Source organism: Pseudoflavonifractor phocaeensis, assembly GCF_016901955.1.
In the GTDB taxonomy this organism is placed as follows: Bacteria; Bacillota; Clostridia; order Oscillospirales; family Oscillospiraceae; genus Flavonifractor; species Flavonifractor phocaeensis_A.
The window spans coordinates 1-12825 of the sequence record NZ_JACJLC010000081.1; the positions used below are offsets into that span (position 1 = coordinate 1).

The window sequence follows — 12825 nt, forward strand, 5'->3', positions numbered from 1 at the left end:
AAACGCCGTAAATATTTGGAGACCTCTGATTGCAAATAAACGAACCCGGTAGGATTGCAAGTCCTACCGGGTTTTGACTGTATACGGGTGGTTATTGAGCGCTTACGTTCAATCAAAGTGCTGCCTCCTATGGAAAGTTTACACAGGCTGTCCGTCAGAGCGTGGATCTCATGCTGGACTGGATGAAATCCACCCAGGGCTATTCTGCTCTGATGATGACGATTTGGCCGGCCGTATTGATTGGTGTGCTGCCTGTGGGATGCCTGTTCTATATGAACAGCTCTTTGTCTGCTCCGGACTTTATCACCATTGCCATTCTTTCTCTTGGCATTATGGGGCCACTGGTTGCAGCTATCTTTCTGACGGATGATTTTTCTAAAATTGCTACTATCACCGGAGAAATTACTGCCGTATTGTCCGAGCCTGATCTGGATCGTCCGTCCCAGCGGAAAAATCTCAAAGGATTGGATATTTCCCTGCGGGATGTGACTTTTGCTTATAAGGATACGCAAGTTCTGAACGGCATCACCCTGGACATCAAGCAAGGAACCACAACGGCATTGGTAGGACCGTCCGGCTCTGGTAAATCCACGATTGCGAAACTTATCGCCTCTTATTGGGATGTTGGAGGCGGGCATATCACCATTGGAGGTGTTGACGCAAAAGGACTTCCTCCAGAGCAGGTAATGGATCTGATTGGCTATGTATCCCAGGATAATTTTCTGTTCAACTTGTCCGTCCGCGAGAATATCCGCATGGGAAGGCCGGATGCAACGGATACCGAAGTCGAAGCGGTGGCAAAGGCTGCGAACTGTCATGAGTTTATCATGGGACTGGAACATGGCTATGACACGATTGTGGGAGGTGCTGGCGGACATCTTTCCGGCGGCGAACGGCAACGAGTAGCTATTGCACGCGCCATGATGAAAAATGCACCCATTGTTATCTTGGACGAGGCAACTTCTTACACGGACCCGGAAAACGAGGCGGTCCTTCAGGATGCCATAGGGCGGCTGACTCACGGAAAGACACTCATTGTGATTGCCCATCGCCTGTCCACCATTACCGGAGCGGAACAAATTGCTGTGGTAGATCACGGAAAGATTTTGGATGCCGGGACACATGGAGCACTGTTGGAACGGTGTCCGCTCTATCAGCAAATGTGGGCAGCTCACACGCAGGCGCGGGACAACGATCAGATGGAAGGAGGTGCGGCGTATGTTTGACGCATATAAACGGTTCTTTCGGTTCTCCGGGGCGGAGAAAGGTACTTGGTATAAAGGTATGGCCTTTGAACTGCTGCGGAGCATCTTTGAGGCTTTACAATTTGTCGCTCTATTGATAGTGTTGCGGGCGTTGGTAGGACAGAACATGACCGGGGCCACCGCATGGATGGCTTTGGGAATTATGGCGGTTAGTGTGGCTGGTGCCGCGTTCTGCTGGTATCTGGCTCACAATAGCGAAGGACATGCCAACTACCGAATGTGCGGAGAAAAGCGTATTCACATCGGTGAACGCATGAAATATATGCCGATGGGTTATTTCAACGCACAGAGCCTTGGCAGTCTTACTGCGGCAGCCACCTCTACAATGTCCGATTTGGAGAGTATGTCTTTTGCAGTGATCGCCCGGACAGTTGTGGGTATGATCCGGACTACGATCTTTTCTCTGGCGACCATGTGCTTCGACTGGAGAATCGGTCTGGTGTTCTTTGTTGGGATGCTGCTGTTCCTTTGGGTCAATTCCCGACTGCTTAAGAAATCCCGTGAGCTTTCCCCAGGGCGATTGACTGCACAGACTAAATTGGTGGATGCTGTGCTGGAATACATACAGGGCATGAGTGTGGTGCGTGCTTTCCACGGGGATAAAGCGGCAAAACAAATTCTAAACAATACCATCAAAGAAACAGAAAATCAAAACTTCAAATTGGAGCGCAAACGCATCCCCTACAATGTGCTGGAGCAGGTTGTTTTGCGCGTTACTTCTGTATTGGCAATCCTGCTTTCCATCTGGCTTTTCCTGCAAGGAATTATGTCGCTGTTCACCTGTTTGATGATGGTGGTATCTGCGTTCCTGGTATATAGCGAATTGGAATCGGCTGGTGAGATGTTCTTTATGCTGCCGATGATTGATGCTTCCATTGACCGGGTAGAGGAAATTGACCGGGCACCCAGGATGGATGAGGGCGGCTCTGTTCAGGTGCCGAAAAGCCATGACATTTCATTTGACCATGTGGACTTCTCCTATGGAAATCGGAAAATCATTGATAATGTGAGCTTCACAATTCCAGAAGGCACGACTACCGCTATTGTGGGACCCTCCGGTTCCGGCAAAACAACGCTTACCAGCCTTGTGGCCCGTTTCTGGGATGTGAACAAAGGCTCCGTGAAATTGGGCGGCATTGATGTGAAGGACTATGCGCTGGATAGTTTGATGCGCAATTTCAGCATGGTCTTTCAGCGCGTGTACCTGTTTAATGACAGCATTGAGAACAACATCAAATTCGGCAAGCCGGACGCCACTCATGAAGAGGTGGTGGCCGCAGCAAAGGCGGCCCGGTGCCATGATTTCATTATGGCGCTGCCTGACGGCTATGACACGATGATTGGTGAAGGAGGAGCCACAATATCCGGCGGTGAGCGTCAGCGGCTTTCCATAGCCAGAGCCATGCTGAAGGATGCTCCCATCGTAATTTTGGACGAGGCAACCGCAAATGTTGATCCGGAGAATGAGGCGGAACTTCAAGCGGCCATTGAAGCATTAACCGGAGGCAAGACCATTATTATGATCGCCCATCGACTGAAAACGGTGCGCCATGCAAACCAGATTTTAGTGGTGGATCACGGAAGAATTGTTCAACACGGCACCCACGACCAACTCATCCAGCAAAAGGGCATTTACGCTGATTTCATTTTGAATCGTAAAGCTGCGATTGACTGGAAAATCAACGCATAGTGCAGGGAGGCGGAGGTGTGAGTACAAAAAGATTTCTACTCCAAAAAATTTTACAACTTTTTTTAACCTTATTTCTGGTAACGGCGATCACTTTTATCCTGATGCAACTTTCGCCCATTGATGCCGCCGAAGCCTATTCGCGCCGTATATTCACGGTCGATGAGACGCGTATTGAAGCAGTGCGTGAGCAGATGGGATTGAATCGCCCGATTGTCGTACAGTATCTGGACTGGCTGAACGACCTGATTCATTTTGACTTGGGAAATTCGTATGTGGATAATCGGGATGTTTTCCTTATCGTTGGATCGGCCTTAAAGGAAACAGGCTGCATTGTTCTGCTATCTGCGGTTCTTCAGGCAGTCGGGGCACTGGTATTAGGGGTTCTTCTCTACCTGACGCGAAAGAATGTGATGGGGAAAATCTTGGAATTTGCGTCCATCGCAGCAATATCCATCCCAGCGTTTTATTTGGCAACTTCATTTATTGATGTGGTGGCCGTGAGATGGAACCTGATTAGTGTATCCGGCAATACAGGTTTAATGAGATACCTTCCAGCGGCACTCTGTTTGGCGGTGGGCGGGATCGCCTTTTTCGGGCAAATGCTTTCAAAAGCAATTCAGCAGGCCATGAGCGAGGACAGTGTTCTCTACGCCCGTTGCAGGGGATTAGGCGATCCTTATATTGTAGTGCGGTACGCTATGCCCCAGGCTATCATCTCTACGGTTCCGACATTTATGCAGATGATGGGAATGTGTATGGCAGGGTCCGCCATAGTGGAAAACATCTTTTCTCTGCCAGGATTGGGGTATCGGATTGTAAACAGCCTGACAAATCGTGATCTTCCCGTGATTTACGCAACGGTACTGTTCCTTGCTTTTGCACTGGTGATTTTCAACATTCTGGCAGACATTATCCAACGCCTGCTCCAGACACGAAAGGGGGACCTGTAATGAAACATTTGAAATGGATCATCCCGGTCCTCATCATTATTTTTTGTTTCCTCGGATTTCTTATCGCACCACATGACCCGGAGGCGATGGATATTGCCAACAAGTATGCGCCATTCAGTGCCGAGTTCCCTTTGGGGACCGATCAGTTTGGGCGCTGTGAATTATCCCGGCTTTTGTATGGCGGATATGTGACCCTCGGTATTGTACTGCTGGGTGGAGGCATTGTGCTTGTTCTTGGTACGCTAATCGGATTATGGCTGGGCAGAGCAAATGCCGCCAGAAGTTTGGTGTTCAGTAGCTTGCTGGACGCTGTAACGGCAATCCCACCTTTAGCTTACCTTATCATTTTTGTCGGGATATGGGGAAACAGCATCCCTACTATGCTGGTGGCGCTGACAGTTTCTCTAATTTTGAGGATGATTAAACTGGTCAAAACACAGACAGAGATTGAACTGGATAAGGCTTATGTATTGTGTGCGGTATCCTCCGGGGCCTCTCGTAGCAGGGTGCTATTTGTCCATATCTTGCCGAACATTATCCGGCCCTTGGTACATTTCCTCTGCCTGTCCTGCGCGGAAATGATTATGAATATCTCGGCATTTTCCTTTATCGGGCTAACCTTGGGCGATGATGTGATTGACTGGGGTTCGATGCTCTCCGAGGGGCGCAGTATGCTGATGACCCATCCATCGTTGCTTTTCCTGCCGATACTATTTATTTTCCTGTGTACCTTGGCCTTTAATTTGTTGGCAAAACAGTTGGAGGGAGGTGACGCGGCATGATAGAAGTCAAAAACCTGTCTGTTCAAACATCAAAAGGAGTCGTTCTGCTGGATCATGTGGAGTTTACTTTGACCCCCGGTGTCTGTACTGGATTGACCGGTGCCAGCGGCTCCGGCAAAACCACCCTCTTAAAGGCGCTGATGGGGGTATCAGATGGGGATGTATCCATTAACTCTGGACAAATATTGCTGGATGGAGAAGACCTGCTAAAAAAGCCAGAAAAAGTGCGGCGGGATCTCTGCGGGACAACTTTGGGATTTATTCCGCAAAACCCGATGACTGCTTTCAATCTCCATGTGCCAGTTGGGACACAGATGTCAGAGACATTTCGGAAACGGCTTCGATTAGACAAAAATGCTGCCCGCAAACTTAGTATGGATGTTTTGCAAAAGGTCAATCTTCTGGATACGAATCGGGTTTATCGTTCCTATCCCGGCCAGCTATCCGGAGGTATGCTTCAGCGGGCAACTATGGCGATTTTAATTGGCCTTTCCCCTCGGTACATCTTTGCAGATGAGCCGACCTCCGCTTTGGATGAAGAAAACAAGGCGTATCTGAACCAAGAGTTGACGCAAATGAAACAAAAGGCAGCAATTCTGTTTGTGTCCCATGATGATGCAGCTATTCGCACTCTCTGTGATGAGCTGCTTGTGATGCAGAGCGGAATCATTGTGGAGCGTGGCACAACGGCAGATTTGTTTGCCACCCCTCATAAGGAGTGGACAAAAGAGTTCGTGCGTCTGGCTATGGTTGAGGAAGGAGGTGGCTGGACATGGAAGAAATCGAAGTCCGAAATGTGAGCAAAGACTTTCTGGACGCCTCTGGCAAGCCCTTTCATGCGATAAGAGACATTTCATTTACATGGGTAAAAGGGGAAAATATCAGTTTTACCGGGGAAAGCGGTAGTGGAAAAAGCACAATGGCCCGCCTCTTAATCGGTTTGGAACGCCCCACCAGTGGCGAGATTTTGCTGGATGGCGAGAACATTGCCAAATGGAGTTATGGACAGTGGCGTAGCCATCGCACAAAGATACAGGCCGTTTTCCAGGATGCCACTGGCAGCCTGAACCGCAGGCTCTCCATAGGGCATAACTTGGAGGAAGCATTACGCAATTTGACCAAGTTATCTTCCGAGGAGCGTAAAAAGAGAATTTTAGAACTGATGGATCTGACGGCCACCAGCAGAAAACTATTGGATACGCCAACCAAAAACCTATCCGGTGGTGAGCAGCGGCGTGTTGCACTGCTGCGGGCGCTGGCTGTGCGGCCTGACTATCTTATTTTGGATGAGTTAACCAGCGGACTTGATCTGATCTCTCAAAAGGCGATTCGGGAGGTTCTGGAGGCATACCATCGGGAATACCGGTGCAGTTATTTCCTTATCACCCACGATATGAAATTCGCCTATCGCCTGTCCCAGCGCATTTATGAGCTGGAAAGCGGGCAAATCGTTAATATCGGTCAATCTAATATTGACATAAATTCACAAGAAAGGAAGTAAACCATGAAAAAATCAAAACTTGCTCGTCTCATTGCGGCCATTTGTTGTTTCGCCATGCTCCTTGCTGCTTGCAGCAGTAATCAGACACCTGCGGAGTCTGGCGGCGATGGATCAACTACGGCAGACTCTGAAAAGAAAGTGCTGACCTACGCTATTGGAGCAGAAACCACAGACCTCTCCACCCTCTACATGAACAACTCCCTGTGCTGCACATCCAAGTTGGTGTATGAGAATCTGGTGAACTTCGACAACGGAGAAATTGTCCCCGGTCTGGCAGAGAGCTGGGAATATAATGATGACCAGACAGAACTTACTTTCCATCTGCGGCAGGGAGTTACCTTCCACAATGGAGAGCCGTTTAACGCCGAGGCGGTCAAGACTAACTTGGAACATAAGCAGTCCAATCCATCTTTCTACACGCTGAAGGGCATCACCGATATTACGGAAATGGAGATCGTCGATGACTACACCATCACATTCCACTATGACCACCCTTTTTATGCCTATCTGCAAGATTTTTGCTGGTCGGATGTGTGCCCCATGAGCGCGCCGGAGTTCATTATTCCGGGTGACTTCCAAACCATTTCCGGTGTGGCTGGCACGGGTCCCTATATCTATGATGAGTATGTGGCCGGCGAGTACACCCGCTTTGTCCGCAACGAGGACTACTGGGGCGAAAAGCCCTATTGGGACGAGATCATCGTCAAGTACATTCCTGACTCCACCTCCCGCCTGCAGGCGCTCCAGACCGGCGAGATCGACATGATCTACGGTGCCAGTCTGCTGAGTTGTGAGGAATACGACCAGGCCCTTGCCATGGACGGTATTGCGGGCCAGATGGCGGATAAGGACACCCGTGTGCAGATTATCACTACCAATGCCACCCGTCCCTATATGTCTGATCTCCGAGTACGGCAGGCTGTGGCTTACGTCATCGATAAAGAGGAATTGTCCCAGGCTACTTCTAATGGTTATGAGCCTGCGGCAGATATGATTGTTACTCGTGATACGCCCTATGCTGATGTAGAACTGGAAACCACCTACGACTATAACCCCGATAAGGCGAATCAGCTTCTGGATGAGGCCGGTTGGGTCATGAATGAGAGCACCGGAATCCGTGAGAAGGACGGTAAGCCGCTGAATCTGCTGCTGACTTTGGAATCTGATTATAGTGCAACCAGTATGCCTACCGCCGAGGTCATCAAGAGCCAGCTCGCGGAGGTGGGGATTGATGTGACCATCTACGGCACCGAGCAGATGCAGTGGTACGCTGATTATCTGGAAGGTAAGTTCGATCTGACCCTGTGGCACAGTCAGTTTGCTTTTGCTTCGCCCCACTGCTGGTTTACCCCCATGGACAGTATGGTGCCGCAGACCCCCTCCCTGCCCGGCATTGAGGGCTCCAATGAATTCCTTGCTACTATTAAGAATCTGACGAACATGGTGGATGAGCAGGAGGTCCGGGATACCTATACCTACCTGTTTAACTTCGATATTGGAACGGCGCTGGATATTCCTCTGACCTACCAGAAGGATATGATTGTCTATAACACAGACAAGATTTCCGGCTATACCTTTACCGGAACCCCCTACTTCTTCGACATTCTTTCTCTGGAACCCGCTGAATAAGGAAGGTGTAAAATGAAGCTCCATGCGTCGGGAGAAGATTATCTGGAGGCTATCCTTGTCCTCTATAAGAAAACGGGCATGGTACGCTCCGTGGATGTTGCCCGGCACATGGAGGTGTCAAAGCCCAGCGTGTGCCATGCGGTGGCAACCCTGCGGGACGGGGGATTTCTCACGATGGACAGCGACTATTTCCTGCACCTGACCGATGTGGGCCGGGAAGTGGCGGAGCAGATCTACGAAAAGCACCGCTTCTTTACCGACCGGCTGATCGAGGCCGGCGTAGACCCGGAAACGGCGGAAAGGGATGCCTGCCGGATGGAGCATGTCATCAGCCAGGAGTCCTTCGAGCGTCTGCGCGATGCCTATAAAACAAGAAAAGAATGAAATGATCTGCCCGCATAGCAAACGGGTAAAACAGTAACGCGGCCGGGCACATCGAACCCGACCGCGTTACTCGTCTTTCTGGAAGGCTTCCGCCTGCTTGCAGAGCGCAATATATTTTTCAATCTCTGCTTCGCTTTTCCCGGCAAAGAAGTCGGTCCACGACTGTTTTCGAGACTGTCTGATTTACCATTTCCGGGAAAATGGCGGCGTCCACGCTGATATTCAATTCTTTGGCGACAAGGACCACCGTTTCAAATTTCGGATTACTCTGGCAGGTCTCCAAATCTATGATCGTGCGGGGGTTCATACCGAGACGTTCAGCTAACTGTTTTTGCGTCAGATGCTGCCGCTTCCGTTCTGACCGCACCTTCCATGCAAATAGATCCAGCGGATTGTTCACTACACATCACCTCTACATCATTGTAGGGTGTACTTCCGCTCATATAAATAACCATAAAACTCATATAGAGTGAGTTATAACTCATATTTTGGGGTAAAGGGAGATATGGATGAGAACAGCAGGGACAAGGGGGTTAAAATAAGGCGGGGTTCGTCACTTATGTGCCAGCCCTCCCCGCCATCTCGAAAAATATTCAAATAACGAAGTAGCGAGCCACGCTCATGGAAGTGAGCTGTGGCTCGCTTTTTATATATCAGGGCTCACCCATATTGTTTCCCGCTCTTTTGAGCGCCGGCGCCTGGGTGTGGGATGCCGCTCCCCGCCCCGTTTCGTTCCGACCCACTGGCCTGAACGAAACGAAAGGAGCTTATCTATGAGCGGCAAGAAATTTACACATAATCCCCCCGCAGCGAAGCCAAAACGGCCCTCCGCTGAACGAGTAGTGAGCGAAAGGGGAAGAAAAGAACTGCCTCCCGGCACGAAGGGAGGTGAGAACTTGAAACCTGACCGCCACTACGAGCATAAGCAGCACGCCTTTGACAGCTACTGCAAGAGATCCATCAAGAATGAAGCAATGAACGCTTACACGCAGCTTCGGAAACGGAGCCGGCGTGAGGTCTCACTCAGCGAGCTGCCGGAGGATGCAATGGCCCAGCTTGCGGTTTATGACCGCTACTCGTGGGAATACACGACCTTCCCTGTGGGAGGGGCCGTGATTCTGATCGAGGATGACCGGCTGGCCGAGGCGCTGAACGCCCTGCCCCAGGATAACCGGGACATCTTCCTGATGTACTGGTTCCTGGACATGGCAGACCGCGAGATTGCCGAGTACATGAACATGGCCCGCCGGACGGTCAACACCCGCAGGCAGAAAGCCTATCGGCTGCTGAAGGAGCTGATGGGAGGTGAAGCGGATGATTAAATCTGCGTGCACGCGGGCGTCGCTGATCCCTTATCCGGTGATCGCCGCCGCTGTCGGAGGCAACCCCGAAGCGGTGAGCCGGGTAGTCCGGCACTATTCCGGCTACATCGCCGCGCTGTCTACACGGACGAGCTATGGCCCTGACGGCTATCCCCGTCCCCAGGTGGACGAAGATCTGCGCGGTCGGCTGGAAGCAAAGCTGATTATCTCCATCCTGGATTTTGACCTGAGCTGATCCAGGGCCGGGCGCTGCGTGTTTTCCCCTTTCCACGCGGCGTCCCGTTATAGCTCCTTGACAAAGAAAGCCCGGCGGGTGGCCTCCGGCGCAGTATAAGGCAGACGGATACGATCTGTCTGCGTCGAGCCGGTCGGCCGGTGCGCCATGACCCTGTTGCAAGTCCGCAGGACGGGACCCCTACCAAACAGGAGAGCGACGAACACCAGGCCGCAAAACAGGTGTGGCATCCTGTGGGCGAGGACGCGCAGGCAGGATAATGAGACTCCCGCGTTGAACGCCCTCAAAGCATTGCGCGGCGCACCCATCAGCATGGGCCGGGGTGAGATTCCCGTGGAGCTGCGGCCAGCAGCCATCCGTTTTCTGCCTCTTTCTTTTTAAGTAATCCTGTTGCTTTTGAGTTTATGGATAATTCATAAACTTTTTGATTAGCAGCAGACAAACCCGGAATGGTGCGTTAGAATGAGGATAGGCAAGTTATGACTTTCCTTCAACGCGCCGTTCTTGCATTAGAAAGGGGGCTGCCATGTCACAAGCATGGAACGGTACGAAGAAGGAGTCCCCCGAGCGAAGAACTTATACGGTGGAGGACATTACTCAAATCCTGGGTATTGGCCGCACATCCGCTTATCTTCTCGTAAAGGAAGGACACTTTAAGATCGTACGAATTGGCAATGCCATACGCATTTCCAAACGGTCATTCGATGAGTGGCTGGAGTCACTTGACCTATGACTTAGAAAGGAAGTATCGTTATGGCTTCGATTATCAAACGGAAAAAGAACTATTCCATCGTCTACAACTATACGGATGAAAATGGTGAGACCCGGCAGAAATGGGAGACCCGCACCTCTTACCAGGACGCATTGAAGCGCAAGGCGGAGGTGGAAAACCAGCAGTTTACGGGGACCTTCCTTCCGCCCAGCAACCAGACCATTGCAGAATTTCTTTTGGACTTTGTTTCTCTTTATGGGGAAAAGAAGTGGGGCGTGTCCATGTACGACAGCCAAAACTCGCTGATTGCCAACTACATCAACCCCATCATCGGGGATATGAAGGTGCAGGATGTCACCCCGCGGGTAGTGGACAAGTACATTCAGACCCTGCAAAAAACCCCGGCGGTGAATACCAGGACCCATCACGCAAAGACAGACCTGGTCACTAACGCCACCATCGAGAAGATCATCAAACTCCTGCGCTGTGCCTTCAAGCAGGCAGTACGGTGGGAGCTGATCGCCAAGAACCCCTTTGACAATGTGGTTCTGCCCAAGACGGAGTATAAGAAGCGGGACATCTGGACCGCCGATATGATCCGCACCGCCCTGGATCAGTGTACGGACAGCAAGCTCTATGTAGCGATGAACCTGTCCTTTGCCTGCTCCCTGCGGATGGGTGAGATCCTGGGGCTGACCTGGAACAATGTCCACATCTCCGATGACGATATTGCCGATGACAACGCCTATGTTTTCATCGACAAGGAGCTGGCGCGGGCCTCCAAGCGGGCCATTGAAATGCTGGGGCAGAAGGATGTCTACCACATCTTTACGCCGCTGTTTCCCAACACCAGCACCAGGGTGATTCTGAAAAAGCCCAAGACGGATTCCAGTATCCGCAAGGTGTGGCTGCCCAAGACGCTGGCCTACATCCTGCGGGAATGGAAGAAAGCCCAGGATGAGCTGCGGGGCTTTCTCGGTGACGAGTATCAGGATTATGACCTGGTAGTGGCGCTGCCCAACGGCCGACCCTGCGAGGACCGCATCATCCTGAAAGAGTTTGAGAAGCTGCGGGAGAAGGCAGGGCTGCCCAGGATGGTCTTTCATTCCCTCCGTCATTCCAGCACCACCTACAAGCTGAAACTGAACCACGGCGACCTGAAGGCCACCCAGGGCGACACGGGCCATGCGGAGATCGACATGATTACCAGCGTGTATGCCCATATCCTGGACGAGGACCGCAAGATCAACGCCCAGAAGTTTGAGAGCGCCTTCTACGCAAATCCCAACCTGCGCGCGGTCCGTCCCCCAGAGGAGCCGAAGGAACCGGCACCGGCGACGCTTGACCTGGAGGCCCTGGTGGAACAGCTCCGGCAGTCGCCGGAACTGGCAAATACCCTGGCTGCGCTGCTCTCGGCGGCACCAGGCGGCAGGTAAGTCCGAAAACTCCAATTAGCAAAGATGGGATTTTTCTTAGCAGGAACGTGGAAATCGTTCGTTTCTTCTTAGCAGGATATACATTGCAGCGCATAAAATTCTCCCGGTCCCAAACGAGCAAGAGACCGGGAGAAGCAAAACAAAAAACGCTGCAAACCAGCAAAAAATGGCTTGCAGCGGTGCTTTTGGCACCCCCGGCTGGGTTCGAACCAGTGGCCTGTCGCTTAGGAGGCGACCGCTCTATCCAACTGAGCTACGGGGGCTTATACAAAAAATATTCAATTTTCTGGTCCAGCAGGATTCGAACGAACTGCCGCTTAGGAGTACGGCGTACCATTTCGTAAATTGTTCATATCATATCTTCCCGTGTTGTTTCTTCGCAAATTGTGCTGCCTGGAGGCAGGTTAATTTGCACAAATTTCCCTGAAATATGCTGCCTTACAACGGCTTTTCAAATGTCGTATTAGCAAGGTATTAGCAGGAACCCCTTGTGACAGAGGGCCTTCAGGGGCCATTTTAAAATGCTATTAGCAGGGAGGATCATTTTATGAGCACCAACGAAAAAGGGACGCCCCAAAGCAGAACATACACCGTGAATGACATCGCAGCTATTCTCGGTATTGGCCGCGCTACGGCCTATAAGCTCGCCAACTCGGGATTGTTCAAGACGATCCGCATCGGCAATATGATCCGCATCTCCAGGAAGTCCTTTGAGGATTGGCTGAAGATGGAGGGGCTGGACAACAAAATGGAATAATTTATTAGGAGCGTCAAGAAGCTAAAACTTCTGACGCTCCTACTATGTAAAACATCTAAGGCAACACCGCACAGAAAAGTAAGCGTGATACAGCCCGACATGATATAATAAAAACATGGATAAACAGATGACAATGTCTGCGCTTAGTGATGAGCTGGCGCA

14 protein-coding genes and 1 tRNA gene are annotated in these 12825 nt (G+C 51.1%); 13 read left to right on the forward strand and 2 right to left on the reverse strand.

Features of this window, described 5'->3' with window-relative positions:
* The first annotated feature begins 170 nt into the window (after positions 1-170).
* From H6B51_RS13985 to H6B51_RS14020, 8 genes are read left to right on the forward strand one after another with little or no spacing between them, the layout of a single operon-like run.
* Positions 171-1226 (forward strand): ABC transporter ATP-binding protein, encoded by a 1056-nt coding sequence (locus H6B51_RS13985; protein WP_335342173.1) that lies wholly within the window; start codon positions 171-173, stop codon positions 1224-1226.
* On the forward strand, positions 1219-2955 hold the full coding sequence (locus tag H6B51_RS13990; RefSeq protein ID WP_204884266.1) for an ABC transporter ATP-binding protein: 1737 nt from the start codon (positions 1219-1221) through the stop codon (positions 2953-2955). Before H6B51_RS13985 ends, H6B51_RS13990 begins: the two co-directional genes overlap by 8 nt.
* Positions 2956-2972: 17 nt before the next feature.
* On the forward strand, positions 2973-3905 hold the full coding sequence (locus tag H6B51_RS13995) for an ABC transporter permease (RefSeq protein WP_204884267.1): 933 nt from the start codon (positions 2973-2975) through the stop codon (positions 3903-3905).
* Positions 3905-4687 (forward strand): ABC transporter permease, encoded by a 783-nt coding sequence (locus tag H6B51_RS14000; protein WP_087989221.1) that lies wholly within the window; start codon positions 3905-3907, stop codon positions 4685-4687. Before H6B51_RS13995 ends, H6B51_RS14000 begins: the two co-directional genes overlap by 1 nt.
* Positions 4684-5487, forward strand: a complete 804-nt coding sequence (locus tag H6B51_RS14005; protein WP_138268268.1) for an ATP-binding cassette domain-containing protein — start codon at positions 4684-4686, stop codon at positions 5485-5487. The genes H6B51_RS14000 and H6B51_RS14005 overlap by 4 nt, the downstream gene beginning before the upstream one ends.
* Positions 5460-6188 (forward strand): ATP-binding cassette domain-containing protein, encoded by a 729-nt coding sequence (locus H6B51_RS14010; protein WP_243421323.1) that lies wholly within the window; start codon positions 5460-5462, stop codon positions 6186-6188. Before H6B51_RS14005 ends, H6B51_RS14010 begins: the two co-directional genes overlap by 28 nt.
* A 3-nt stretch (positions 6189-6191) precedes the next feature.
* Positions 6192-7817: an ABC transporter substrate-binding protein gene (locus H6B51_RS14015; protein ID WP_204884268.1), complete on the forward strand. Its 1626-nt coding sequence runs from the start codon at positions 6192-6194 to the stop codon at positions 7815-7817.
* Positions 7818-7829: 12 nt separating this feature from the next.
* Entirely contained in the window at positions 7830-8201 is a 372-nt protein-coding gene (locus tag H6B51_RS14020; RefSeq protein WP_204884269.1) for a metal-dependent transcriptional regulator, read from the forward strand.
* Positions 8202-8319: 118 nt separating this feature from the next.
* Here H6B51_RS14020 and H6B51_RS17840 read toward each other — a convergent pair whose 3' ends face one another.
* A complete protein-coding gene (locus H6B51_RS17840; RefSeq protein ID WP_335342172.1) occupies positions 8320-8601 on the reverse strand; it encodes a helix-turn-helix domain-containing protein in 282 nt (93 codons plus the stop codon).
* Between the two features lie 496 nt (positions 8602-9097).
* On the opposite strand from H6B51_RS17840, the gene H6B51_RS14030 reads away from it, so the two are divergent.
* The 4 genes from H6B51_RS14030 to H6B51_RS14045 all read left to right on the forward strand — a co-directional run bounded on the left by H6B51_RS14030 (position 9098) and on the right by H6B51_RS14045 (position 11906).
* On the forward strand, positions 9098-9523 hold the full coding sequence (locus tag H6B51_RS14030) for an RNA polymerase sigma factor (RefSeq protein WP_243421324.1): 426 nt from the start codon (positions 9098-9100) through the stop codon (positions 9521-9523).
* Positions 9516-9758, forward strand: coding sequence for a helix-turn-helix domain-containing protein (locus tag H6B51_RS14035; RefSeq protein ID WP_016147909.1), 243 nt, complete (start codon positions 9516-9518; stop codon positions 9756-9758). The genes H6B51_RS14030 and H6B51_RS14035 overlap by 8 nt, the downstream gene beginning before the upstream one ends.
* A gap of 526 nt (positions 9759-10284) precedes the next feature.
* Positions 10285-10491 carry a helix-turn-helix domain-containing protein gene (locus H6B51_RS14040; RefSeq protein ID WP_003510854.1) on the forward strand — a complete coding sequence of 69 codons (207 nt, stop codon included), beginning with the start codon at positions 10285-10287 and terminating at the stop codon, positions 10489-10491.
* 20 nt (positions 10492-10511) lie between these two features.
* On the forward strand, positions 10512-11906 hold the full coding sequence (locus tag H6B51_RS14045; RefSeq protein ID WP_204884271.1) for a site-specific integrase: 1395 nt from the start codon (positions 10512-10514) through the stop codon (positions 11904-11906).
* 186 nt (positions 11907-12092) lie between these two features.
* Here the strand turns inward: H6B51_RS14045 and H6B51_RS14050 are convergent.
* Positions 12093-12169: transfer RNA gene (locus tag H6B51_RS14050), tRNA-Arg, on the reverse strand.
* Positions 12170-12453: 284 nt separating this feature from the next.
* Between H6B51_RS14050 and H6B51_RS14055 the strand changes: the two genes are divergently transcribed.
* The gene (locus H6B51_RS14055; protein WP_204884272.1) at positions 12454-12663 is read left to right on the forward strand and encodes a helix-turn-helix domain-containing protein; all 210 of its coding nucleotides are present in this window, start codon (positions 12454-12456) and stop codon (positions 12661-12663) included.
* Positions 12664-12825 lie beyond the last annotated feature (162 nt).